Consider the following 20,815-nt stretch of genomic DNA (forward strand, 5'->3'; position numbering starts at 1 on the left):
GCAGCCTGTTAGCCCGTCCAGGAAGGAATATCGTGACCTCCGATAGCCGCCCGCCTGCTCCTGACAACGACACGCACAGCACCAGTGAGAGCGAGAACCCGGCGATCCCCTCGCCCACTGCGAAGCCCGACCAGCGCCCTCGGACCAACAAGGACTGGTGGCCGGAACAGATCGACGTCTCGGTCCTGCACGCGCACTCGTCCAAGTCCAACCCGCTGGGCGAAAACTTCGACTACGCATCAGAATTCGCCGGGCTCGACGTCGATGCCCTCAAAGCCGATATCGCCGCGGTATTGACCGATTCGCAGGACTGGTGGCCCGCCGATTACGGCAACTATGGTGGCCTGTTCATCCGGATGAGCTGGCACGCGGCGGGCACCTACCGGATCGCCGACGGTCGTGGCGGCGGCGGTCAAGGCGCGCAACGTTTCGCCCCGCTCAACAGCTGGCCCGACAACGCCAATCTCGACAAGGCTCGTCGCCTCCTGTGGCCGGTCAAACAGAAGTACGGCAACAAGATCTCCTGGGCCGACCTGCTCGTGTTCACCGGCAACGTCGCCCTCGAGTCGATGGGGTTCCAGACCTTCGGTTTCGGCTTCGGCCGACCCGATATCTGGGAGCCGGAGGAAATGTTCTGGGGGCCGGAGGACACCTGGCTCGGCGACGAACGCTACAGCGGCGAGCGCGAGCTGTCGGGGCCGCTGGGCGCGGTCCAGATGGGTCTGATCTACGTGAACCCGGAAGGGCCGAACGGCAGGCCCGATCCGGTGGCCGCGGCCCACGACATCCGCGAAACCTTCGCTCGCATGGCGATGAACGACGAGGAGACCGCCGCCCTGATCGTCGGCGGTCACAGCTTCGGCAAGACCCACGGCGCGGGCGACGCCAGCCTCGTCGGCCCCGAGCCCGAAGCCGCCCCGCTGCAGCAGCAGGGCCTGGGCTGGAAGAGCGGCTACGGCACCGGCAAGGGCAAGGACGCGATCACCAGCGGCTTGGAAGTCGTGTGGACCGCCACCCCGACCTCGTGGAGCAACGGCTTCCTGCAGAACCTCTACGGTTTCGACTGGGAGCTCACCAAGAGCCCCGCCGACGCCTGGCAGTGGAAGCCGAAAGACGGTGCGGGCGAAGGCCTCATCCCTGATCCATTCGGTGGTCCCGCCCGAACCCCGACGATGCTGACCACCGACCTGGCCCTGCGCGAGGACCCGATCTACGCCGAGATCACCCGCCGCTGGCTCGAGCACCCGGAAGAGCTGTCCGAGGCGTTCGCGAAGGCCTGGTACAAACTGCTGCACCGCGATATGGGTCCACTCAGTCGCTATCTCGGCCCCTGGGTGCCCGAGGCGCAGCTGTGGCAGGACCCGGTTCCCGCCGTCGACCACGCACTGATCGACGAGCAGGACATCGCCGCGCTGAAGAGCACTGTCCTCGAGTCCGGTCTGTCGATCGCGCAACTGGTCAAGACGGCATGGGCGTCGGCGGCCAGCTTCCGCAGCACCGATAAGCGCGGCGGCGCGAACGGCGCCCGGATCCGGCTCGAGCCCCAGCGCAACTGGGACGTCAACGAACCCGCCGAGCTGGCGAAGGTGCTGCCGGTCCTCGAGCAGATCCAACAGAATTTCAACGCCTCGGCCACCGGCGGCAAGAAGGTGTCGCTGGCCGACCTGATCATCCTGGCCGGTTCGGCGGCGATCGAGAAGGCCGCAGGCGACGCCGGTCACCAGGTCACCGTGCCGTTCTCCCCCGGGCGTACCGATGCCACCCAGGAGAACACCGATGTCGACACCTTCGATGTACTCGAACCTCGGGCCGACGGGTTCCGCAACTACGTACGCCCCGGCGAGAAGGCTCCGCTCGAGCGGCTGCTGCTCGACCGCGCGTACATGCTGGACCTGACCGCGCCGCAGCTGACCGTGCTGATCGGCGGCCTGCGCGCGCTCGGCGCCAATTACGGAGGCAGCGCACACGGCGTTTTCACCGACCGGGCGGGCGTGCTGTCGAACGACTTCTTCGTGAATCTGCTCGATCAGAGCACGGAGTGGCAGGTGTCGGAATCGTCGGAGAACGTCTACGACGGCGTCGACCGGCGTTCCGGCGAGAAGCGGTGGACGGCCACGGCCAACGATCTCGTCTTCGGCTCGCACTCGGTGCTGCGCGCGGTGGCCGAGGTGTACGCGCAGAAGGACGCGGGCGCGAGGTTCGTGAACGACTTCATCGAGGCCTGGGTCAAGGTGGCCGACAACGACCGGTTCGACCTGCACTGACCTGTCCCGAGCCCCGGTCGATCCTCGGATCGGCCGGGGCTCGAGCTGTTCCCTCAGCTATCCCCCACCAGGCGGGACGGTAAGGCAGAAGGGATGACCAGAAGGGTCGATGAGCACCCGCCACCGATCGGGTGATGGCTGAAAGTCGGCTTTGACCGCACCACACTCGATCGCCGCCGCCTCGGCGCTGTCGAGCTCGGTGACGAACAGATCGAGATGCATCTGCTTGGGCACCTCGTTACCGGGCCAATCCGGCGGTACATGATCCGCCACGCGCTCGATGGTCAGCATCACCCCCTTGCTCCCCAGCACCACCACATCGTCTGATTCGTAGCGGATCTCGCAATCCAGCAGTGCTCGATAGAACTGTCCGAGAGCATGCGGATCCCCGCTGTCGAGCGAAATCGCACCCAGTCTTGCTATCGCGGTCATTACTCCCCCGAAGTCGTGGCCCCGGCACCGCACCCGGGCCGCTGATACCTACCATCGATATCACAACTCGAAGGCCCACCACCCGCCGTGAAAACGGCACGATCATCACCGAGGAGCGGTTCTTCCTGTCCGTGCGCGGCGAGACCGTCGACGAGGTCGGCGCACTGTGGGAAGGCCTCGCCGAGGGCACGACGGTGATCGAGGCATTCGGCCCAGCGCAGTGGGCGCCCGCTTTCGGGATGCTCAGTGACCGCTTCGGTGTCACCTGGATTCTCGACGTCGCGGCGGCCGACTACATTCCGGCGTGAGCCGTGCTGTGCCGCTCGATCGGTCAGCGCGGGTCGGCGGTGGGATGCGCGGCGAGGAGTGATTCCAGATGCGTGCGTGACCAGCCACATAGTTCGTGCACGGTCGCGAGTAGGTCGATTCCGGCCGCGGTGAGCGAATAGTCGACACGGGGGTTGGCGGAGTGGTGGTCGTAACGGGTGACGATTCCGTCGGCCTCCAACCCCCGCAGGGTCTGGGTGAGCATCTTGTAGCTGATGCCGTCGACCGACCGATGCAATTCGGCGAAGCGCCGTTCGCGTGTTCCGATCGCTTCGATGACCGTCAACGCCCACTTCGTCGACAGCGTCGCGAAGATCCGGCGCGCGACCGCGGCCGCCTGCGCTTGCTCGACGGATTCACTGGCGGCCATGGGGAGCCTCTCACCTCGAAGTGCGTACTTACCCTCGACAAATATCGACCGTACCGTCGTGCCGGTGAAGATCCTCAAGACCTACGCCCGTCTGTTCGTCACCGACCTCGATCGAGCCCTTCCCGTCTACGAAAAGCTCGTCGGAGCCCCAGCGGATCTGCGCTTTCGCTTCGAGCAAGCCGACATCGCGGCGGTCGGGGACTTCCTTGTCATCGCCGGGCCGCAGGACGCCCTCAGCGCGTACCGCGACACCGTCGGACCGGTGATCGTCGACGACCTCGACGCGGCCCAGCGATTCGTCACCGACATCGGCGGCGCGATCACCCGCGGACCGGTGGTCTCGGCGACAGGTCGGGTGGTGTACGCGCGCCACCCCGATGGTGCGCACGTCGAATACGTGGAGTGGGCGGCCGACATCCGATCGCACGTGCTCGGCTGACAGCGGCGGGTTCACCGGACAGCTACGTGGCGCTGTCGGTGGCCGCGTTGGCCAGGTCGATCTCGGGCATGTGCGTCTCGGCCCAGGCGCGCAGCGCGGCCAGCGGAATCTCCAGCGACAAGCCGAGTTCGGTGAGTTGGTAATGCACGCGCGGCGGTACGGTCGGCTCGACCCGGCGAGTGGCCAGGCCGTCACGGATGAGGCTGTGCAGTGTCACCGACAGCATCTTCTGCGACACTCCCGGCATCCGCCGCCGCAAGTCGGCGAACCGCACTTCCTGCGGCGCGGCGTCCGCGAGCACCTTGACCGCCATCGACGTCCATTTCGTCCCGATGCGGTCCAGTAGCTGACGCGTCGGGCACTGCGGATCGAAGACATCGCCGCGCTCTGGTCGGGTGGTCACCTCGACCTCACCACCTTTCGGGAAAGTGCCTTCTTGGCAGCCCAGCATAGGTTTCCTACCGTTTGCTGGTAACCAATCGTAACCAGGAGGCCTCGATGCTCGATTCCCCGCCCGCAGGCGTCACTCTGCACAAGATTCCCACCAACGGCATCTACGCCAACGTGGCGACAGCGGGTTCCGGTCCGGCTGTCGTACTCCTGCACGGCTTTCCACACACCTGGCAACTGTGGCGCGAGATCATCGGCCCGCTGGCCACAGACCATCGAGTCATCGCACCGGACCTGCGAGGGTTCGGTGACAGCAGTCGGGCGCCGAACGGGTACGACGCGGGCACACTCGCCGCCGATATCGAAGGAATCCTCGACGCTCTCGACGAACCGTCTGCCGCCGTCGTGGCCATCGACGCGGGCACCCCGGTCGCGTTCTTGCTCGCCATGCGACGTCCGGACCGGATCCGCCGCCTGATCCTCATGGAATCGCTACTCGGTCGCCTCCCGGGCTGCGAGGAATTCCTGGCAGCGGGCCCGCCGTGGTGGTTCGGCTTTCACGCCGTCCACGGCCTCGCCGAATCCGTACTCACCGGCCACGAAGCCGAGTACATCGACTGGTTCCTCGGCGCGGGAACACGTGGAAACGTTGCACCACAACATCTTCGAGATGCCTTCGTCGACGCCTTTCGGCAACCGGAAGCCCTGCGCTGCGCCTTCGACTACTACCGCGCCCTCCCGATCAGCGCTGGTCAGATCGAAGACGCCGTCGCCACCGGTCCACTCACAGCGCCGACACTCGCCATCGGCGCGCACCCGGTCGGCGCCACTCTCGAGCGTCAACTCCGCCCGATCGCCGCCGACCTGACCGGCCACCTGATCCCCGACTGCGGCCACATAATTCCCCTGGACCGGCCGGCCGAGCTGCTCCGTCTCGCCGTGCCTTTCCTTGCCGCCGACGGGGATTCGTGGTGACCGCCCGAGGGGAATCCCTGAGGCAAAGCTCCGGGGCGGGACCTGATGTGCCCGGCACGCCCCGACGAGACCATTGAAGAATGGAAATCGTTGGTAATAAGACTATTTCAGCAACCGTTCGACGACGTCGCGGGACAGCCGCACTGGCATCGGTCGTCACGGTAGCGGGCATGCTCGGACTCTCGGCGGGAGTCGCGTCCGCGGACACCGCAGGGACCTGTTTGTGGGCGGACACCTCGTACGCACAGGGAGCCACCGTCGGCGCCGGCGGCTGGACTTTCACCTGCGGCCGATCACTGACCGGAGATGTGCGCTGGGATCGCGGGGCATCGGCACATCCGACGAGCAGGGCCGCCAATCCAGGCGCCGCCACCGATCCCACCGGCCGTTTCAGCGCGGGAGCCATCCAGCCGGGTACCAGCTACAACGACTACTGCGTGGGCGAGCAACTCGTCAGCGGTCGCGATTCGGTCTACGAAGCCGTACCGGACGGCCACGACCTGCGCTGGCGTCCAGCGGGTTCGATCACACAGTGGCGTTTCGATCAGGGCGACGGCACTGCCCCGACCGCACGGTCCGTAAGCGAGTGCCGGGCGGATCCTCAATACTGAGCCCGACCACCCACCGCACTTGCAGCGGGGTGGGCGGTCACCGCTGGAGCTGGCCCACTGCGGCGTATGCACTCAGATCCCACGCCGTGCGGGGTCGTGGTGTGGCGAAGAGCGCGCGCACCTCGTCGCCGCTGACGGAGATGGGCGGCCACTGGTGTGGCGCGACCAGGCCTGGCGTGACGAGTCGGTACCCGGTGAGCATGGCCGTGATCTCTTCGCGTCCGCGTGGGTGGTAGGCGATGCCCGAAGCGCGCAAAGCTTGCGCGGCTGAGTGGATCTGATGGCCGTACACCTCATCGGTGATGTGGGTGAACACGGTCCAGGTCCCAGCCGAAAGCCGGTCGGTCAGCGCCGCGAACACGGCGGGAGCGTCAATGATCAGTTCCGCGGTGCCCGACACGCACACCGCGATCGGTCTCGCCGTGTCCATCACGGCACTGATATCGCCGAGGACGGTCGCGGTATCGGTGATATCGGTATCGGTGAAGAACCGGTTCGGTCCGGCCAGCATCGCACGGCCGTAGGCGGCGACCACGGGGTCGTTGTCGATGTAGAGGATCCGGGTGGTGCCGTTCCGGTGTCCGGCGATGTCATGGATGTTCGGGGCGTGCGGGTAGCCGCAGCCGAGTTCGACGAACTGGGAAACGCCGTGATGGTCGATCAGGTACTCGACCGCGCGCAGGGCAAACCGCCGGGATTCGGTGATCGCGAGCGTGATCTTGTTTGTTGCCAGAGTGGCGGCTAGCGCCTGGTCGGGAGTGTAGTGGTCTTTCCCGCCGAGTATCGCGTTGTGGAGGCGTGCGGGGGTGGACCGATACGGGTCGATCAGTGCGGACGGGTCGGTGGTGGTCATTGCGGGCTCCTGCCGCGTCTAGCGTCGACGATTGTGATTGCTGTTGTGGTGCAGCAGGATTGAATGCCGGTCGAGGTGACGCCGCCGCAGTCGGGTGCGGGTTCAGTTGGTACCCATACCCTGGTTTCGATCGGCCGAGGACGGCCTCGACGTCGACCGCTGTCGAATTGTTGATGGCTCAATTTGTTGCGAAGCAGCGGGTTTGAGGTTGGAAGGAAGTGACGCGATCTCAGCTTGATCGCGGAAATGGAGCCCGCGACTCAGCCGAGCTGCTCGGCTGCGCTGAGCGCCTCGGCGGGGATAATCGCTCGTGCGCCGATGATCTCGATTCCGAGCAGTAGATCATCGGAACTGAAGTCCAGGACTATATCTGCCCCTTGTACAGTGACGGTCTGCTGCCGCACAGCTTCCCCCGCTCCGATACGGCCTTCGAGGTAGATCATCGCGGCGTTCGCTTGCGCGTCAAAGGTCATTCGCACGAGTACGACTCCTGTCGTGACTGCGCTTGCTGGCGACCGTGTTTGGTAGAACTGGCCACGCTGCTGCACAGATTGATTCTCCCAATGTTCCTCCACACCAACGGCGCGGAAGTCCCTTCAATGACTTAGACGGCGCGAACGTGTATTCGGTTCCCTTGCAGTGGATATCGGTTCAGAGCGAGTCCCGAGTCGCCGGATCAGGGGTCAGGGCAGCAGGTACAAGCGTTCGTTCGGTAGCCGTGGCAGCCCCGCGCAGTGCCTGAAATCGACGACGACTGTGCCGGGCCGACGGGCTGTCACATCACATACGAACACCAACGCGGCGGTCAGGCACGCGACGAACTCCACTCGAACGCAGGAGAACTGGATCGTGAGGTGGATATCGGGCTCGTCGGGACGCGGTGAGCGACCGTCCTCATTCACCGGGAGTTCGACCGTGGCACGCAGTCTCGGACGCATTCGAGAATGACAGCCCCCGATGGCCGGAACTTGCTGATGGCCGGAGATACCCAGGTGCGAACCATCAACGTGTCCGGCGCTGGGGACGGTAGGGGCGATGTCGCCGTCTCGGATCACCACGACCCGCGCTTTCCACAACCGAGCCACGTCGGCCGGGTCTCCGATCGGCCGGATATCGGAGCGCACCAGAAACGTCCACATGCGGGCGCGCGGGTGGCCGATGATCGGCAATGGTGCCAGGCCACGAAAGTCGAGTGTGGATTTGACCCGCTGGGCGAGGTCGGTGGGCATCATCACCGCACCGACGAACCCTGCCTGCATCGTGATCCGGCCCGTCGCCGGGTCGATCACGGTGGGCAGCGAACACACGCGACGATAGAACTCGCAGCGTGACCGCGGGGTTTCTGCATAGGCGGGTGGTCTGGCCTGAGTCATCGACTCTCCCCGGGCAACTCGGTCACGGGAGCACGTGGGCTGCTCACCTCGACCATGGGTGAAGCGGGCGCACTTGTGAGCCACCCGGCTTCGCGCATAGCCTCGAGCATGCTGACGAGTTCGCTGATCGACGGGCGTGGCGGGGGTGAGGTAGCTCATCGCGCACTCTGCCTTTCGGGCCGACGCTGCCCGGCCGCAATCTGCCACTCGGCCTGCCTGTTCTGGAAGGCATCGCCGTTGCGGCGCAACGCATGCAGGGCGCGCACCACACGCCACGGCGGTACGTCCAGGTTGCGAGCGATCGTGTCGGCGGTCAGCAGTCCACCGGGTCGGAGGATGGCGAGAACCTCAGCATCCAGTGTGGTTGTCATCGGGCCACCTCAGTTGACTCAGTAATCTGGCGGCAATGCTCGGCTACGGCAACCTCACGAATGCGGTCATCGGTCGGTCTCTTGGGAGCCCTACCGGTGGCGCGCGCTGGGGCAGCTTCCTCTAGGTGCACGCCGCGTCGGGCAGTAGTTGCCATCGTTCGGTCTCCGCTCGATCCGGGCCGGGTGGTTCCGTTACCCACATCTAGGAAACGGGCTACCTACACTGGCCGGAAAGGTGGCAAATGGTGAGGCAAGCGATTTGCCATAGCTGCGCGGTAGGCCCGAACCGACCCGCAAGTGGAGGGGCACATGACAGATCCGACGACCGAGCCCGAGCAAACACCGGGTGACATCGCGAATCATCTTGCGCGGGAGATTAAACGCCGACGCCTCGATGCGGGGTTCAGCCAGCGCGGACTGGCCGCCGCGACCGGCTACACACGTCAGTACGTCTCAATGGCGGAGTGGGAAGACGCCAATCTGCCGTCTCAGGAACTGATCGCCGCGATCGACACCGCAGTCGGCGCGAAAGGCGACCTCGTTGCCATCCGCGCCGAAGCCAAAAGCACTAGACACCGATCCCGCCAACGTTCGAATCCGGTGGTCGCCGAGCCGCAAACCGGTTCGGCCGGATTGCCGGCCTCTTCCGAGTTGGGTCCAGACCGAGCGTTCGATTCCGGTTCGCCCACATCGCTGATGCGATCGCACGCTGTATCGGAAAGGTCCATCAGCAGTTTCACGGCCCTCACCGATCTACTGGCTGAGCAGCGTCAAAGCATCGGCCCTGATGCCCTGATCGGACCGATCGAAGCTCATCGAGACGCCGTAGCCGCCCTGTTCCGTGCTGCGACAGACGATCGAAGCAAGCAGCGCGCGGGGGCGCTCCTAACGGAAACATCGGTTGTGGCGAGCCGGGTTTGGAACGCCATCGGTGACAGGTCGATGGCTCTCACACATTGCGCATTCGCCCGAAAGCTCGCAGACCAGTTGCAAGACAAAACGATGGGTGGGATCGCGCGCATATTCGAAAGCAACCTGCGATCCGATGCTGCAACGTTGATCAGCTCGGACGGTGATGTGGCTATCGGGCTCCGAATGCTGAAGGAGGCCGCCAACGTCTCCGATTTTCTACCGCCCGCCGCGCGAGCACGGATCGGGGCTGAGCAGGCGCAAGCCTATGCAGTGCTGGAACTGCGGGAGGAATGCGAGGAGGCGCTGGTTCGTGCCCAACGTGCCGCCCAGGACATCGATGAGAACGATCGTGCGGGGTTGTTCAACGACTGGAACACCACTCGCATTCAGGTCTATGTCGGCACGTGCCAACTCCTCCTCGGCCAACCTAAGCGCGCGATCGCGGCACTCACCGAAGCGTTGAACACACCTGAGGGGAACAGCCCTAACGTCGATCTCGCCACGCGAGTAGACCTCGCCAGCGCCTACGTGCTGTCCGGCGAACTGGAAGAGGGCTGCCGTCTTCTCGGCGACACTTACGACGCACTGGCGGCCATGGGTAATCATCGCGGCCTCGAGCGTGCGCAAAGAGCGATCGAGCGGATGGCTCCCTGGCACAATGAGCGGCCCGTCCTCGCGATGCGGGAACGGGTCGACAGCATCAACGGCTACTGATCGACCTCAGGGTCGCGCGGATCGCCTGCAAGACCATGTCCGGTTCCAGTCGGTCGACGATCGCATCGGGTGAATGCTCCGACAGCGCTTCGGATGTCAGTCTGTGTGCGACGGCGACGACACCGAATCCCGCGTGACGCGCGGTCGCGATGTCGTTCGGCGCGTCACCGATGATGACTGTTCGTGTCGGGTCGAGCGGATACCCGAACCTTGCTCGGAATCGGTCGGCAACGAAGGCGGGCAGGTCGAACCTGTCTCGCGCATCCGAACCGAAAGCGCCGATGTCCAGGTCGAGATGTGAGTCAAGGCCCGCAACCGCAAGTTTGAATTCGGCTGAGACCCGCAGGTTTCCGGTGAGCGCCGTCTGGACGTACCCGTGTTCCGCCAAAACTGTGATGGTGCGAGCAGCGCCGGGATACGCAGGCTGGTCACGGGCAAGTTCCGCCTCACCTTGTGACATGACATCCATCAAGACGGCGGGGTAACGGTTGAATCCGGCTTCCGCCGCCTCTTCAGTGACCCCGGAGGCAATGGCGGTATCGACGACGATCGATTCGTCGGTGTAGCCGTGCACGCGCGAAGCGGGGAAGACGACGTCGGACTCGTCAAGGTGGTATGTGCTCGCCACGGCCCGCCGGAGCCAGCGCAAGTCTGCGGGGATCAGTGTTCCGTCGACATCCCAGACAACTAGTCCCGCGTGTGTCTCACCCATACTCACGGATTCTTGCAGACCGTGTCGCCTCCCGCAGCGCGCCTTCAATCACTATGGGTGCTCGTAACTGGGCCTTGGCGGGTGCAGGAGGGCAGACTGATTAGGGCCTTCCGGTCGATCCGTGACCTGCGTCGTGTCCCCGATGGGCGCAAAGGTCGAGCGCTGTGGGCCTGTGCTTCGCATTCGGGGTGGCTGCCGGGTGTCGCGTCTCCACCGCGTACGCGTTGATCCCGCGATCTCAGCCTCTGGGGAGGATCTGGGGTAAGGCTAGCGCTCAGCCTTCACGATGTCGGGGAGCTCGGACAGGCTGAGGATTCGCCAGTCCGAAAGCTCCTTCACATCCTGCCGATCCTTGTGAATCCAGCCCCATGGCCCGCGCTGGATGTAGGCGGTTCGCATCCCGACCCTCATGGCCGGGGTGATGTCGTTGTCGATGCGGTCACCGACGTAGATGATCTGTTCAGCCGAGCATCCGGCGGCCTCGACAACCTTGTCGAAGAACGCGACATCGGGCTTTGCCACACCCCAATCATCGGAGGTTGCAATGAAGTCGGTCGGCAGATCGAGCCCACGCAGCAGGCCGCCCGCGCGTACGGTCTGGTTCCCGACGATGCCCACCCAGACACCCAACTCGCGGAGGGCCGACAGGGCAGGACGCACATCCGGATAGAGGTCGTCCTCGCCGAACCATTCGGGCTTGCCTGCATCCGCGCGGGCCTGGCGCTGCTGATCCAGATCGAACCCTGGCTTGAACACTTGGAAGGTCTCTCGGTAGTCCAGACCTCGGGCGATCACCGCGCCGAACACGGAGACGAAGGTATGGCGGGGTACGCCCAACCAGTCCGCCCAGGTGCCGTACTCCCTCGTCTCGTCCACAAGGGTCTCGCCGACATCGAACACAACAGCCTGGATCACCACAGCTCCTACCCCAACCGAAGACAGCGGGCACCGCTGTGCCGAGACAGTCTAGGGCGCGCGGGATATACACGCGCCCAGCATCAATGACTGTTGATCGACCCGATGGGCGCGCGGATGGCCTGAAAACTCGTGTCCGATTCCACGGGCGACAATCGTCTTCCCCCACTCCGGCGCGGCGGCGTCGGACGCGCTGTCGCGTGATCCGAGGGCGACACCCGCTGCCACCATGGCAAATACGGTCGCGCGGCCATCCGACAAAGTACTGATCAGACAGTAGAATTTCCGAATCACGTGCACACACAACCGTTCTCGAAGGCACCGAGAAACGTTGTACGCGACGACAGAGGTCGGTCAGGCCGGCTGTTGCCGGGAGCTTTCCGGTGCGCACCACGGCCTCGGGTTCGGTCTCTTCTCAGCAGCGAGCAGCTCAGGAGATGGTCACGACTGTCCCCAGACGGGGACAGCGGGCACTTTTGTTCGTAAAGTTCATGATTGTGTCACCGAACTCGAATACCGCGGCTGTGGCCGGAGCTCTGTCCTTGCTCGCTATGAGGCTCGATCGCCTACTGCGCCTGCACCACGCCGACTCGCAGATCTCGTTGGTCCAGCGCTCGGCGCTCACCACACTCGTCCGCGACGGCGCGATGTCACCGGGTGCGCTCGCCACCAGAGAACGGGTGCGGCCGCCGTCGATGACGCGGACTGTCAACGCGTTGGCCGAGCTGGAACTGATTATGCGCAGCCCCCATCCGTCCGACGGCAGACAGGTCGTGGTCTCGGTCACGCGAGCTGGTCAGGCGCTGGTGACCGATGAGGTCTCGGCCCGTGATTCCTGGCTGGCTGGGCAGTTGAGCAAGCTCTCCGATGAACAGACTCTCCTGCTGAGGCAGGCTCTCGTGATCATCGGCCAAATCGGCGAGGCGGAAGCCGTGCCCGGGTGACGGAGTCTGGCGAGCCCGCTCCCCCGGCACCGGCCGCGCGCGTCAGCTCCTCGGGTCGAGAACCTCACGCAGCTTGTGCGCGAACGCTTCTGGTTGGCCGGGGTAACCGAATTCATCGCCGGCGAAGCCGCCGTGGTGACTCGGGAACACCGTCGCGTGCTGACCGAGAAGCTCGGCCAGCCCCACCGCGGTGCGGGCGGTGAAGGTGCCCGAGGATTCCTCGCCCACCGCGACCACGATCCGCGTCGGGGCCGCGGCGAGCGCAGCGAGGTCGGGGCGATAGCTGCTCACCGCCCAGGACAGGTCCGAGAGCAGCGGGTCTTCGCGCGCGCCGTCGTCCTCGGTCGGCAGGCCGAACAGGGCGGGATCGGGATCGGGCTGGTCGAAGTAGTCCTCGGTGAACTCGCCCTGCCATGAAGTCATCGCGATGAAGCTCGCCATGCCCGCGCCGAAGCCCTTGGCCACGTAGGCATCTCGATAACCGGCACGAGCACGCTCGGCGGCCGCGGCGTCGGGAAGTACCGGGATCAACGGTGGCTCGTGTGCCACCAGCGTCGTCACGTCCGTGGGGTAGGCGGTCACGAGCGCGAGCGCCACGACCGCACCGCCACTGCTGGCGAACATCTCGACCGAATCGACGCCGAGTTCGCTGATGATGTCGTGCACATCCTCGGCGTGCACCGCGGGCACGTTGTCGATCCGACCGTCGGTACGGGTGCTACGGCCCAGACCGCGCGGGTCGTAGGTGATCACCGTGCGATCGCGGAAGTACGAGGTCAAGGTGGTGAAGCCACTGGCGTCCATCGGCAAGCCGATCATGAACAGCGGCGGTCGGCCGTCGGTAGTGGGCAGCGGCCCGTGCACGTCATAGGTGAGGTTGCTCTCGGCCGTGGCGAGCGTCTGTGTCGTCATGCCAGTACTGACGTCGCACGCGTCCGGAAATCATCGCAGGCGTCCGGGTCCGACAAAGTCCCCCGCTCAGCTCCCGGCGAGGACAGCGGCATCGACATACCGTGGATCACGCGCGATCGCGGTGAAACTCGACTCGCCGCCGACCGATTCCTCCACCTTCGCCAACCGGACGAGCAAATCGAAGTAGCTCGCCTCGGCAGTCCGTAGCTCCGCGATCGTCGCCGTGAGATCGATATCGGCGGCGAACCGCGCCCCGTCGACACCCACCAGCAGCGTCGCCAGCCACCCGTCCGAATCGGCCGCGAACATCGACCCGCTGGTCTCGGCCCAGAACAACACCGTGCTCGGCGCCACCTCGGAGCTCAACCGCCCCGCCGCGGCGAGCATCACCAGCGCGGTATAGATGTTCGACTCACAGAACCCGAAGTGCATCAGATACGCCTCGAGCGCTCCCGCCCGATACGTCAGCACATAGGTCAGCCCGCCGGCGTCCTCTCCGAAACAATCGGCGAAATACTCCCGTGGCGTCACCCCCTCCTCGGCCTGCCGCCAATCCGGCGACTTCCCGTCCCAGAACCACCGGTCATACATCGCGCCGTGATTCTCGATGACCTCCGCCCCCGGCGCCGGCGTCTCCAGCCATCGCTCGAATGCCTCCCGCCCCATGGGAATTCGAGCGGCAACGACAAACGTGTCCGACACAACCTGCTCCTCATCGACCTCGACGGCACCCGTCGTCACGGACCGTCCTCACTGAAAACGACTACCGCCGAACGGTACGCGCGGTGTCGGACAACCGGCGGTTGGTCACCCGCAGTTGCCGTGCGGTACTGGTGGCCAGCGCCCGTGTCTGATCGGCATCGAGGCGGCCACACACGCGCTCCCAATGCACGGCGACCCGGTCACCGACCGCCACCTCGGTCGCGAGGTGATCGTCCACCTCGGCGCGGTGCAGTACTGGACCCGACAACCGCAGCAGCGGACCGTCCAGGACCAACCGCCGACATCGAACGGAAGCAGCGCCGCCTTCGCGGGCCTCCACGGTTCCCCAGGTGATGCGGCAGCTGTCCAGGATGCGGATCGGGTGCTCGTCGGCCCCACGACCCAGCAGCCGGGTCCACGGATACACACCGAACACATGGAATCCGTGGTTGGCGGCGGCTTCCTCGGCGAGGTCGGCGTTCAGATACGACCAGTAGTGTCCGGCCATCGGCGCGATGATCGCGAGCAGTTCGGAGGTGAACGCGCCGGCGTCGAGGTCGGCGCCGATCCCGCCACCGAGCCAATAGGACTCGACTAGACGCCGGTCGAGCGGATCTGCGATGCCGGTCAGTCGCGACATCGCTCGCAGGTAGGGCCAGGCTCCGGAGAACTGCCTGGCCAGCGCGCGGATCTCGGCGGCCGAACCGGTGTGCAGCGCCCGCGCGTCAGCGGGACCGCAGTAGCCGAGCCGATTGGGCGCGTAGGCGTAGCGGGCGAACATCTCGGTCCCGTCGATGATCGCCTCCTGTCAGCAGATCCGTGGCAGTTGTTCTCCGGCGGGCAGATCCACCACCCGGGTGCCGCCGAGGGCGGTGCGAGCGACCACCATGCCCGGATGCTCCTCCACGCACACGCCGATGGCTTCGGCACGAGAACCCAGCGGATGCGCCCGCATCGCCGCGAGCACCCGGTCGGCGTCCTCGGGGGCGACGAAGGCGACCAGCTTGCCCTCGTTGGCGACATACATCGGATCGAGCCCGAGCAACCCACACGCATCGCGGACCGCATCGGGCACCGGAAGCTTCCTTTCATCCAGTGCCACACCGACTTTCGCGACGCTGGCGATCTCGTTGAGCGTGGCCGCGACCCCACCGCGGGTCGGGTCACGCAGCACGTGCACATCGGCGCCGGTGGCCAGCATCGCGGCGACCAGACCGTTGAGCGGGGCGGTGTCGCTACAGACCGTGGTGCCGAATTCGAGACCTTCCCGGCAGCTCATCACCGCGACGCCGTGCACCCCGATATCACCGCTGACGAGGACGACGTCGCCGGGGCGGGCACGCTGCGGGCGGATGTCGACGCCGTCGTCGATGATGCCGATGCCCGCGGTGTTGATGAAGATGCCGTCGCCGTGGCCGGAGTCGACGACCTTGGTGTCGCCGGTGACCAGCTTGACTCCGGCCGCGAGGGCGGCAGTGCCGACAGCCTCGGCGACCCGGGCGATCTCGGCGAGTGCGGTGCCTTCTTCGAGGATGAACGCCGTGGACAGCACCATCGGCCGCGCGCCCGCCATGGACAGGTCGTTGACGGTGCCGTTGACGGCCAGGTCCCCGATCGACCCGCCGGGGAAAGCCAGGGGTTTGACGACGAAGGAGTCGGTCGAGAATGCCAACCGCACCCCACCGACGGCGAGCACCGCCGAATCGCCCATGCCCGCTTCGGCCGCGGAGCCGAACGCGGGCAGGAACAGGTGCTCGATCAGCTCGCCCGACATCGCTCCCCCGCCGCCGTGGCCCATCACGATGGTCGGTGAGTCGCGCAGCGGCATCGGGCACACCCAGCTGTCCATGTCGACTCCGGCCGCCACGTTGTCCTCACGCATGAGCCACCTCCGAGGGCAGGTCGAGGCGCCGGTACAGGTAGTACGCCGCGCAGGCGCCTTCGGAGGAGACCATGGTGGCCCCCAACGGGTTTCGCGGTGTGCACTGCTTGCCGAAAGCGGCGCATTCGTGCGGCTTGATCAGTCCCTGCAGTACCTCGCCGGAGCGGCAGATCGAGGACTCCTCGGTGTGCAGGTCGGTGACCGCGAACCGGTGCTCGGCGTCGTAGGCGCGGTAACGTTCCGAGAGACGCCAGCCGCTGTCGGGGATCACGCCGATGCCGCGCCAGGCACGGTCGGTGACCTCGAAGACGTCGGTGAGCATCGTCTTCGCGGCGAGGTTTCCTTCGGCGCGGACCGCACGGGGATAGGCGTTCTCGAGCTGGTGTCTGCCGTCCTCGAGCTGAGTCACGGTGCGCCGGATGCCTTCCAGGATGTCGAGCGGCTCGAAGCCGGTGACCACCATCGGCACTCCGTACTTGTCGGCCAGCGCCGGGTACTCCTCGGTGCCCATGACACTGCAGACGTGCCCGGCGGCCAGGAAGCCCTGGACCCGGCACTTCGGCGATTCCATGATCGCGGCGATGGCAGGTGGGACGAGCACGTGCGAGACCAACAGCGAGAAGTTCTCGATGCCCAGCTTTTTGGCCTGATAGACAGTCATCGCGTTGGCCGGTGCGGTGGTCTCGAAGCCGATGCCGAAGAACACCACCTGCCGATCGGGGTTCTGTCTGGCGATGGTGAGCGCGTCCAGCGGTGAGTACACCACTCGCACATCACCGCCTTCGCTCTTGACCCGGAACAGGTCGCGTTCGCTACCCGGTACCCGGAGCATGTCGCCGAAGGAGCAGAAGATCACCCCGGGCTGCGCGGCGATCTCGAGCGCCTTGTCGATCACCTCGAGCGGGGTGACGCACACGGGGCAGCCGGGGCCGTGGATCATCTCGATCTCGTCGGGCAGCAGTTGGTCGATGCCGTGGCGGATGATCGAATGGGTCTGTCCGCCACAGACTTCCATGATGGCCCACCGCTGGGAGGTGGTCGCGCGGATCTGGTCGAGCAGCTTCTTCGCCAGGTCGGGATCGCTGAATTCGTCGAGATACTTCATGACGTCACCTCCGTGTCGTCGCCGGAGTCGGTCGCTGCCGGTTCCGCCGTGGGATCGGGGAGCCCGGATTGTTTGGCGGCGAGGGCGAACCCGTCGCCGAACTCCTCGTTGAGCACACCGAGGTGCTCGAATTCGGCCAGTGTGCGCAACGCCGATTCCTCGTCGAGGCGCTGGATGGCGAAGCCGACGTGGACCACGACATAGTCGCCGATCGCCGCGTCCGGAATGTATTCCAGGCACACGTCTTTGTGCACGCCGCCGAAGTCGACGACCGACATCATGGTGCCGTCGCGTTCGTGCAGGCTGAGCACCTTTCCCGGGACTGCCAGGCACATCGCTGCTCTCCTTTCGCTCAACCCGCACCGGCGGCGAGTAGTTGTCCGAACGCGAGACCACCGTCGTTGGGCGGCAGTCGGCGATGGGTGATGACGTGGAATCCGTTGTCGCGCAGCGTGGTGCGTGCTGCCGAGAGCAGCAACGCGTTCTGGAACACCCCGCCCGAGAGCGCGACGGTCGTCGGGCGCGGTGCGAAATCCAGAGCCAGGTCCAGGACCAGCGCCGCCACGGCGTGATGGAAGCGCGCGGCGATCACGGCGGCCGGGACGCCGTGATCGGCATCGGTGACCACTGCCGCCACGACCGGGGCCGGGTCGATCACCGCCGGGTCGGCGGTGTGGTCGAGGCCGAACCGGTAGGTGCGCGAGCCGGGGTCGGCGGCGCGCGCGAGGGCCTCCAGTTCGATCGCGGCCTGGGCTTCGTAGTCGACGGTGTGGCGGACCCCGGCCAGCGAGGATACGGCGTCGAAGAGCCGTCCCATGCTCGACGTCGGGGTGCACCCGAAGCCGGAGCCGAATTGGTGTGCCAGCACCGCTCGTTCGTCGGCGGGGCAGGCGGCGACCGAGGCGATCGTGTCCGACCAGTCCAGTCCGGCCGACCACAGGTGCGCCAGCGCCATTCGGTAGGGCCGGTGCACGCTGACATCCCCACCCGCGAGCGGCACGTACTTCAGGTGCGCGAGCCGCCGGTAGCCCTTGTAGCCGGCGGCCAGGACTTCACCGCCCCAGATGGCGCCGTCGGGCCCGAATCCGGTGCCGTCGAACGCGATCCCGGTGACGGTGTCCGAGGCGCCGAGTCCGTGTTCGCCCATGACCGCGGCGATGTGGGCGTGATGATGCTGCACGGTGTGCACCGGACGGCCTGCGGCGTGGGTGCGCGCCCAGGTGGTGGATCGGTAGCGCGGGTGCGCGTCGGCGACGAGCTGGGTGGGTCGGACCCCGGTCAGTTCCGCGAGGTGCTCGGCGGCGGAGTCGAAGGCGCGCAGGGTGGCCAGGTCGTCCATGTCGCCGATGTGCTGGCTGAGCCAGGCGTAGCGGCCCTCGCCGACCGCGCAGGTGTTCTTCATGTCTGCGCCGACAGCGAGCATCGGCGGTACTGGGACGGGCAGGGTCAGCGGGAGGGGTGCATAGCCGCGCGAGCGCCGCAGGGGTAGTTCGATGCCGTCGACGACACGCACCACCGAGTCGTCGCAGGGGGTGAGGATGCGGCGGTCGTGCGACAGCCAGCCGTCGGCGAGTTCGGCGAGCCGGGTGCGGGCATCGGAGTCGTCGAAGCAGATCGGTTCGCCGCCGAGATTGCCGGAGGTCATCACGAGCACCCGCGGGGCGGGCCGGTCGCCCGACAAGCCGAACAGCAGCAGGTGCAGCGGTGTATAGGCGAGCATGACGCCCAGGTCGGGGTTGCGGGGCGCGACCGAAGCGGCCAGTTCGACGGTCTCGCGATCGAGCACGTCGTGCGAGTCTGTGTCGGATGCCGCCCCGGCGGGGATGCGGACAGGGGCCCTGCCGGCGAGCAGGACGATCGGGCGCTGGGGGCCCGTGAGTAGCACCGCGGCGGTGTCGTCGACCTCCGCGATCGTGCGCGCGGTGCCGAGGTCGGGAACCATGACGGCGAAAGGCTTGTCGCCTCGCCGCTTTCGTTCCCGCAAGGTGGCCACGGCGCGCTCGTTGGTGGCATCGCAGGCGAGGTGGTAGCCGCCGATGCCCTTGACCGCGAGAATCCCGCCCTCGCGCAACAAGTTTCGCGCCGAGTCCAGTGGCCCATCGGCGAGCGGGGCGGAAGGACCGAGGTAGGACAGATGGGGACCGCAGTCCGGGCAGGCGATGGGTTGGGCGTGGAAGCGGCGGTCGGTGGGGTCGGTGTATTCGGCGGCGCAGTGGTCGCACATCGGGAAGTCGGCCATCGACGTGCGGGATCGGTCGTAGGGCAGTTCGGCGATGATGGTGAACCGGGGGCCGCAGTTGGTGCAGTTGATGAAGGGGTGGCGGTACCGGCGGTCGGTGGGATCGGCGAGCTCGGTGGCGCAGTCGGCGCAGATCGCGACATCGGGTGAGGCCAGGGTGCGGCCGCCGCCGTCGCGGGTGGTGTCGGCGATGCGGAATCCGGTGCCGCCGTGCAGCGCGACGGTGGTCTGCTCGACCGATTCGACGACGGCCAGCGGCGGTGGGTGCTCGCGCAGGCGTAGCGCGAACTCGTCCAGATCGGCAGGGGCGCCTTCGATTTCGATTATCACCCCAGAGCTGTCGTTGGCCACCGACCCGGACAGGGACAGTTCGGCGGCGGTGGTGTAGACGAAGGGCCGGAAGCCGACGCCCTGAACCACGCCGCGGACCACGAGGCGGCGGCGTTGCCGGCCGGCGGTCATGGCTGTTCACCTCGTCCGAGCAGGTTCAGCCCGGCCAGCGCGGTGGCCGCCCCGGCTTCGTCGGTCTTCTCCACGGCCAGGCCCATGTGGATGATCACCCAGTCGCCGGGACGGACCGGATCCTGCTCCAGCAGGCCGATGTTCACCTTCCGGTTCTCGCCGGAGACCGTCACCAGGGCGAGTTGACCGTGGTAGCCGTCGAGGATCTCCACGACCTGTCCGGGGATGCCGAGGCACATGGTTCACCCCTCCGATCGGTTCGACGGCGCGACGGGCCCGTGCGAGTCGGTGACCGGCTCAGGCGGGTCCGCGATCGACTCGTGCGGATCGGCGACCAGTCGCGCGAGGACCGCTATCACCGCCTCGACAGCAGGATCGACCGCGGCACCTACCGGATCGGACAGGCCGATGCCCTCCTCCACCGAGTCGACCTGGCAGCCGACGACGACGGTCGGTGGCAGGGTTCCGCCCAGCGCGCGAACGCTCGCGAACACCGCGTCGGGGTTCATGGCGTGCGCGTCGAGCTGCGCCGCGCCCGCTGGGTCGGGTTCGGCGTGGAAGACCGCGAGGGTGCCGGGCGCGCCGCGGTCGGGGACGGCGTCGACGAGTACCAGCGCGTCCCACGGATCGAGCAGGTCGTAGGCCAGGTGCATGCCGCGGATGCCGTAGTCGACCACGCGCACGGTCTCGCCGTGCGGCGGTAGTCGCCGCACCACTTCGGGCCCGAAGCCGTCGTCGCCGAGGAAGATGTTGCCGATCCCCGCAACGAGCACCCGCGCCGTCATGTCACATCCGGCGCATCTTCAGGTAGCGCTGGACGTCCGGTATCGAACGCACGCCGAGCACCGCGGCGGCGGCTGCCGCCACGGCGGCGAGCGCCACCGCGATCATTCCTATCGTGGCCATGATTG

26 protein-coding genes are annotated in these 20,815 nt (G+C 66.5%); 7 read left to right on the forward strand and 19 right to left on the reverse strand.

Translation table 11 applies throughout. The annotated features are described in order from the left end of the window. Positions 1–32 precede the first annotated feature (32 nt). Entirely contained in the window at positions 33–2,264 is a 2,232-nt protein-coding gene (katG, locus tag OHS03_RS12190; protein ID WP_328662837.1) for a catalase/peroxidase HPI, read from the forward strand. 57 nt (positions 2,265–2,321) lie between these two features. On the opposite strand, the gene OHS03_RS12195 is transcribed toward katG, so the two are convergent. Further along, entirely contained in the window at positions 2,322–2,696 is a 375-nt protein-coding gene (locus tag OHS03_RS12195) for a VOC family protein (protein WP_328662838.1), read from the reverse strand. A 131-nt stretch (positions 2,697–2,827) separates the two neighbouring features. Between OHS03_RS12195 and OHS03_RS12200 the strand changes: the two genes are divergently transcribed. Further along, a complete protein-coding gene (locus OHS03_RS12200) occupies positions 2,828–3,004 on the forward strand; it encodes a VOC family protein (RefSeq protein ID WP_328662839.1) in 177 nt (58 codons plus the stop codon). Between the two features lie 23 nt (positions 3,005–3,027). On the opposite strand, the gene OHS03_RS12205 is transcribed toward OHS03_RS12200, so the two are convergent. Continuing rightward, a complete protein-coding gene (locus OHS03_RS12205; protein ID WP_328662840.1) occupies positions 3,028–3,393 on the reverse strand; it encodes a winged helix-turn-helix transcriptional regulator in 366 nt (121 codons plus the stop codon). A gap of 64 nt (positions 3,394–3,457) precedes the next feature. On the opposite strand from OHS03_RS12205, the gene OHS03_RS12210 reads away from it, so the two are divergent. Continuing rightward, positions 3,458–3,832, forward strand: coding sequence for a VOC family protein (locus OHS03_RS12210; protein ID WP_328662841.1), 375 nt, complete (start codon positions 3,458–3,460; stop codon positions 3,830–3,832). A 22-nt stretch (positions 3,833–3,854) separates the two neighbouring features. On the opposite strand, the gene OHS03_RS12215 is transcribed toward OHS03_RS12210, so the two are convergent. Then, positions 3,855–4,235 (reverse strand): winged helix-turn-helix transcriptional regulator, encoded by a 381-nt coding sequence (locus OHS03_RS12215; protein ID WP_328662842.1) that lies wholly within the window; start codon positions 4,233–4,235, stop codon positions 3,855–3,857. Between the two features lie 95 nt (positions 4,236–4,330). Here OHS03_RS12215 and OHS03_RS12220 point away from each other — a divergent pair, with 95 nt between their 5' ends. Further along, positions 4,331–5,197, forward strand: coding sequence for an alpha/beta fold hydrolase (locus tag OHS03_RS12220; RefSeq protein ID WP_328662843.1), 867 nt, complete (start codon positions 4,331–4,333; stop codon positions 5,195–5,197). Positions 5,198–5,367: 170 nt separating this feature from the next. Continuing rightward, entirely contained in the window at positions 5,368–5,808 is a 441-nt protein-coding gene (locus OHS03_RS12225) for a hypothetical protein (protein WP_328662844.1), read from the forward strand. 37 nt (positions 5,809–5,845) lie between these two features. Here OHS03_RS12225 and OHS03_RS12230 read toward each other — a convergent pair whose 3' ends face one another. The 4 genes from OHS03_RS12230 to OHS03_RS12245 all read right to left on the reverse strand — a co-directional run bounded on the left by OHS03_RS12230 (position 5,846) and on the right by OHS03_RS12245 (position 8,405). Then, complete coding sequence (locus tag OHS03_RS12230) at positions 5,846–6,661, reverse strand: SAM-dependent methyltransferase (protein ID WP_328662845.1); 816 nt, start codon at positions 6,659–6,661, stop codon at positions 5,846–5,848. 260 nt (positions 6,662–6,921) lie between these two features. Further along, the gene (locus tag OHS03_RS12235) at positions 6,922–7,134 is read right to left on the reverse strand and encodes a DUF2283 domain-containing protein (protein ID WP_328662846.1); all 213 of its coding nucleotides are present in this window, start codon (positions 7,132–7,134) and stop codon (positions 6,922–6,924) included. 210 nt (positions 7,135–7,344) lie between these two features. Further along, positions 7,345–7,968 carry a hypothetical protein gene (locus OHS03_RS12240; RefSeq protein WP_328662847.1) on the reverse strand — a complete coding sequence of 208 codons (624 nt, stop codon included), beginning with the start codon at positions 7,966–7,968 and terminating at the stop codon, positions 7,345–7,347. Positions 7,969–8,189: 221 nt separating this feature from the next. Next, positions 8,190–8,405: a hypothetical protein gene (locus OHS03_RS12245; RefSeq protein ID WP_328662848.1), complete on the reverse strand. Its 216-nt coding sequence runs from the start codon at positions 8,403–8,405 to the stop codon at positions 8,190–8,192. A 309-nt stretch (positions 8,406–8,714) separates the two neighbouring features. Here OHS03_RS12245 and OHS03_RS12250 point away from each other — a divergent pair, with 309 nt between their 5' ends. After that, a complete protein-coding gene (locus OHS03_RS12250; RefSeq protein ID WP_328662849.1) occupies positions 8,715–10,031 on the forward strand; it encodes a helix-turn-helix transcriptional regulator in 1,317 nt (438 codons plus the stop codon). Here OHS03_RS12250 and OHS03_RS12255 read toward each other — a convergent pair. After that, a complete protein-coding gene (locus OHS03_RS12255; RefSeq protein WP_328664188.1) occupies positions 10,018–10,743 on the reverse strand; it encodes an HAD family hydrolase in 726 nt (241 codons plus the stop codon). The two genes, OHS03_RS12250 and OHS03_RS12255, sit on opposite strands and share 14 nt — an antisense overlap. A 267-nt stretch (positions 10,744–11,010) precedes the next feature. Beyond that, complete coding sequence (locus tag OHS03_RS12260) at positions 11,011–11,661, reverse strand: HAD family hydrolase (RefSeq protein WP_435831155.1); 651 nt, start codon at positions 11,659–11,661, stop codon at positions 11,011–11,013. 548 nt (positions 11,662–12,209) lie between these two features. On the opposite strand from OHS03_RS12260, the gene OHS03_RS12265 reads away from it, so the two are divergent. After that, positions 12,210–12,602 (forward strand): MarR family winged helix-turn-helix transcriptional regulator, encoded by a 393-nt coding sequence (locus OHS03_RS12265; protein WP_082843946.1) that lies wholly within the window; start codon positions 12,210–12,212, stop codon positions 12,600–12,602. A 42-nt stretch (positions 12,603–12,644) separates the two neighbouring features. Here the strand turns inward: OHS03_RS12265 and OHS03_RS12270 are convergent, their stop codons facing one another. From OHS03_RS12270 to OHS03_RS34700, 10 genes are all read right to left on the reverse strand, one after another. Next, positions 12,645–13,514, reverse strand: coding sequence for an alpha/beta fold hydrolase (locus tag OHS03_RS12270; RefSeq protein WP_328662850.1), 870 nt, complete (start codon positions 13,512–13,514; stop codon positions 12,645–12,647). Between the two features lie 66 nt (positions 13,515–13,580). After that, positions 13,581–14,216 (reverse strand): hypothetical protein, encoded by a 636-nt coding sequence (locus OHS03_RS12275; RefSeq protein WP_328662851.1) that lies wholly within the window; start codon positions 14,214–14,216, stop codon positions 13,581–13,583. 61 nt (positions 14,217–14,277) lie between these two features. Then, positions 14,278–14,997 (reverse strand): DUF6390 family protein, encoded by a 720-nt coding sequence (locus OHS03_RS12280; protein ID WP_328662852.1) that lies wholly within the window; start codon positions 14,995–14,997, stop codon positions 14,278–14,280. A 27-nt stretch (positions 14,998–15,024) separates the two neighbouring features. Continuing rightward, on the reverse strand, positions 15,025–16,098 hold the full coding sequence (hypE, locus tag OHS03_RS12285) for a hydrogenase expression/formation protein HypE (RefSeq protein WP_328662853.1): 1,074 nt from the start codon (positions 16,096–16,098) through the stop codon (positions 15,025–15,027). Beyond that, entirely contained in the window at positions 16,091–17,203 is a 1,113-nt protein-coding gene (gene hypD, locus OHS03_RS12290; RefSeq protein WP_328662854.1) for a hydrogenase formation protein HypD, read from the reverse strand. The genes hypE and hypD overlap by 8 nt, the downstream gene beginning before the upstream one ends. After that, entirely contained in the window at positions 17,200–17,538 is a 339-nt protein-coding gene (locus OHS03_RS12295; RefSeq protein ID WP_056808971.1) for a HypC/HybG/HupF family hydrogenase formation chaperone, read from the reverse strand. The genes hypD and OHS03_RS12295 overlap by 4 nt, the downstream gene beginning before the upstream one ends. Before the next feature lie 17 nt (positions 17,539–17,555). After that, a complete protein-coding gene (hypF, locus tag OHS03_RS12300; protein ID WP_328662855.1) occupies positions 17,556–19,904 on the reverse strand; it encodes a carbamoyltransferase HypF in 2,349 nt (782 codons plus the stop codon). Further along, on the reverse strand, positions 19,901–20,143 hold the full coding sequence (locus OHS03_RS12305) for a HypC/HybG/HupF family hydrogenase formation chaperone (RefSeq protein WP_328662856.1): 243 nt from the start codon (positions 20,141–20,143) through the stop codon (positions 19,901–19,903). Before OHS03_RS12305 ends, hypF begins: the two co-directional genes overlap by 4 nt. Positions 20,144–20,146: 3 nt before the next feature. Continuing rightward, positions 20,147–20,689, reverse strand: coding sequence for a hydrogenase maturation protease (locus OHS03_RS12310; protein WP_056808977.1), 543 nt, complete (start codon positions 20,687–20,689; stop codon positions 20,147–20,149). Between the two features lies 1 nt (position 20,690). Beyond that, entirely contained in the window at positions 20,691–20,810 is a 120-nt protein-coding gene (locus OHS03_RS34700; protein ID WP_371852078.1) for a DUF6893 family small protein, read from the reverse strand. Between the last annotated feature and the right edge of the window lie 5 nt (positions 20,811–20,815).

Source organism: Nocardia salmonicida (assembly GCF_036142455.1).
In the GTDB taxonomy this organism is placed as follows: domain Bacteria; phylum Actinomycetota; class Actinomycetes; order Mycobacteriales; family Mycobacteriaceae; genus Nocardia; species Nocardia salmonicida.

Bases quoted from the DNA above. Each gene is read 5' to 3' on its own strand.
- hypF (WP_328662855.1), bottom strand. From the start codon at position 19,904: ATGACCGCCGGCCGGCAACGCCGCCGCCTCGTGGTCCGCGGCGTGGTT.
- OHS03_RS12270 (WP_328662850.1), bottom strand. From the start codon at position 13,514: ATGACGACACAGACGCTCGCCACGGCCGAGAGCAACCTCACCTATGAC.
- OHS03_RS12305 (WP_328662856.1), bottom strand. From the start codon at position 20,143: ATGTGCCTCGGCATCCCCGGACAGGTCGTGGAGATCCTCGACGGCTAC.
- OHS03_RS12220 (WP_328662843.1), top strand. From the start codon at position 4,331: ATGCTCGATTCCCCGCCCGCAGGCGTCACTCTGCACAAGATTCCCACC.
- OHS03_RS12250 (WP_328662849.1), top strand. From the start codon at position 8,715: ATGACAGATCCGACGACCGAGCCCGAGCAAACACCGGGTGACATCGCG.
- OHS03_RS12265 (WP_082843946.1), top strand. From the start codon at position 12,210: ATGAGGCTCGATCGCCTACTGCGCCTGCACCACGCCGACTCGCAGATC.
- OHS03_RS34700 (WP_371852078.1), bottom strand. From the start codon at position 20,810: ATGGCCACGATAGGAATGATCGCGGTGGCGCTCGCCGCCGTGGCGGCA.
- OHS03_RS12295 (WP_056808971.1), bottom strand. From the start codon at position 17,538: ATGTGCCTGGCAGTCCCGGGAAAGGTGCTCAGCCTGCACGAACGCGAC.
- OHS03_RS12235 (WP_328662846.1), bottom strand. From the start codon at position 7,134: ATGACCTTTGACGCGCAAGCGAACGCCGCGATGATCTACCTCGAAGGC.
- OHS03_RS12225 (WP_328662844.1), top strand. From the start codon at position 5,368: ATGCTCGGACTCTCGGCGGGAGTCGCGTCCGCGGACACCGCAGGGACC.
- OHS03_RS12245 (WP_328662848.1), bottom strand. From the start codon at position 8,405: ATGACAACCACACTGGATGCTGAGGTTCTCGCCATCCTCCGACCCGGT.
- OHS03_RS12230 (WP_328662845.1), bottom strand. From the start codon at position 6,661: ATGACCACCACCGACCCGTCCGCACTGATCGACCCGTATCGGTCCACC.
- hypD (WP_328662854.1), bottom strand. From the start codon at position 17,203: ATGAAGTATCTCGACGAATTCAGCGATCCCGACCTGGCGAAGAAGCTG.
- OHS03_RS12205 (WP_328662840.1), bottom strand. From the start codon at position 3,393: ATGGCCGCCAGTGAATCCGTCGAGCAAGCGCAGGCGGCCGCGGTCGCG.
- OHS03_RS12195 (WP_328662838.1), bottom strand. From the start codon at position 2,696: ATGACCGCGATAGCAAGACTGGGTGCGATTTCGCTCGACAGCGGGGAT.
- OHS03_RS12255 (WP_328664188.1), bottom strand. From the start codon at position 10,743: ATGGGTGAGACACACGCGGGACTAGTTGTCTGGGATGTCGACGGAACA.
- hypE (WP_328662853.1), bottom strand. From the start codon at position 16,098: ATGCGTGAGGACAACGTGGCGGCCGGAGTCGACATGGACAGCTGGGTG.
- OHS03_RS12280 (WP_328662852.1), bottom strand. From the start codon at position 14,997: ATGTTCGCCCGCTACGCCTACGCGCCCAATCGGCTCGGCTACTGCGGT.
- OHS03_RS12310 (WP_056808977.1), bottom strand. From the start codon at position 20,689: ATGACGGCGCGGGTGCTCGTTGCGGGGATCGGCAACATCTTCCTCGGC.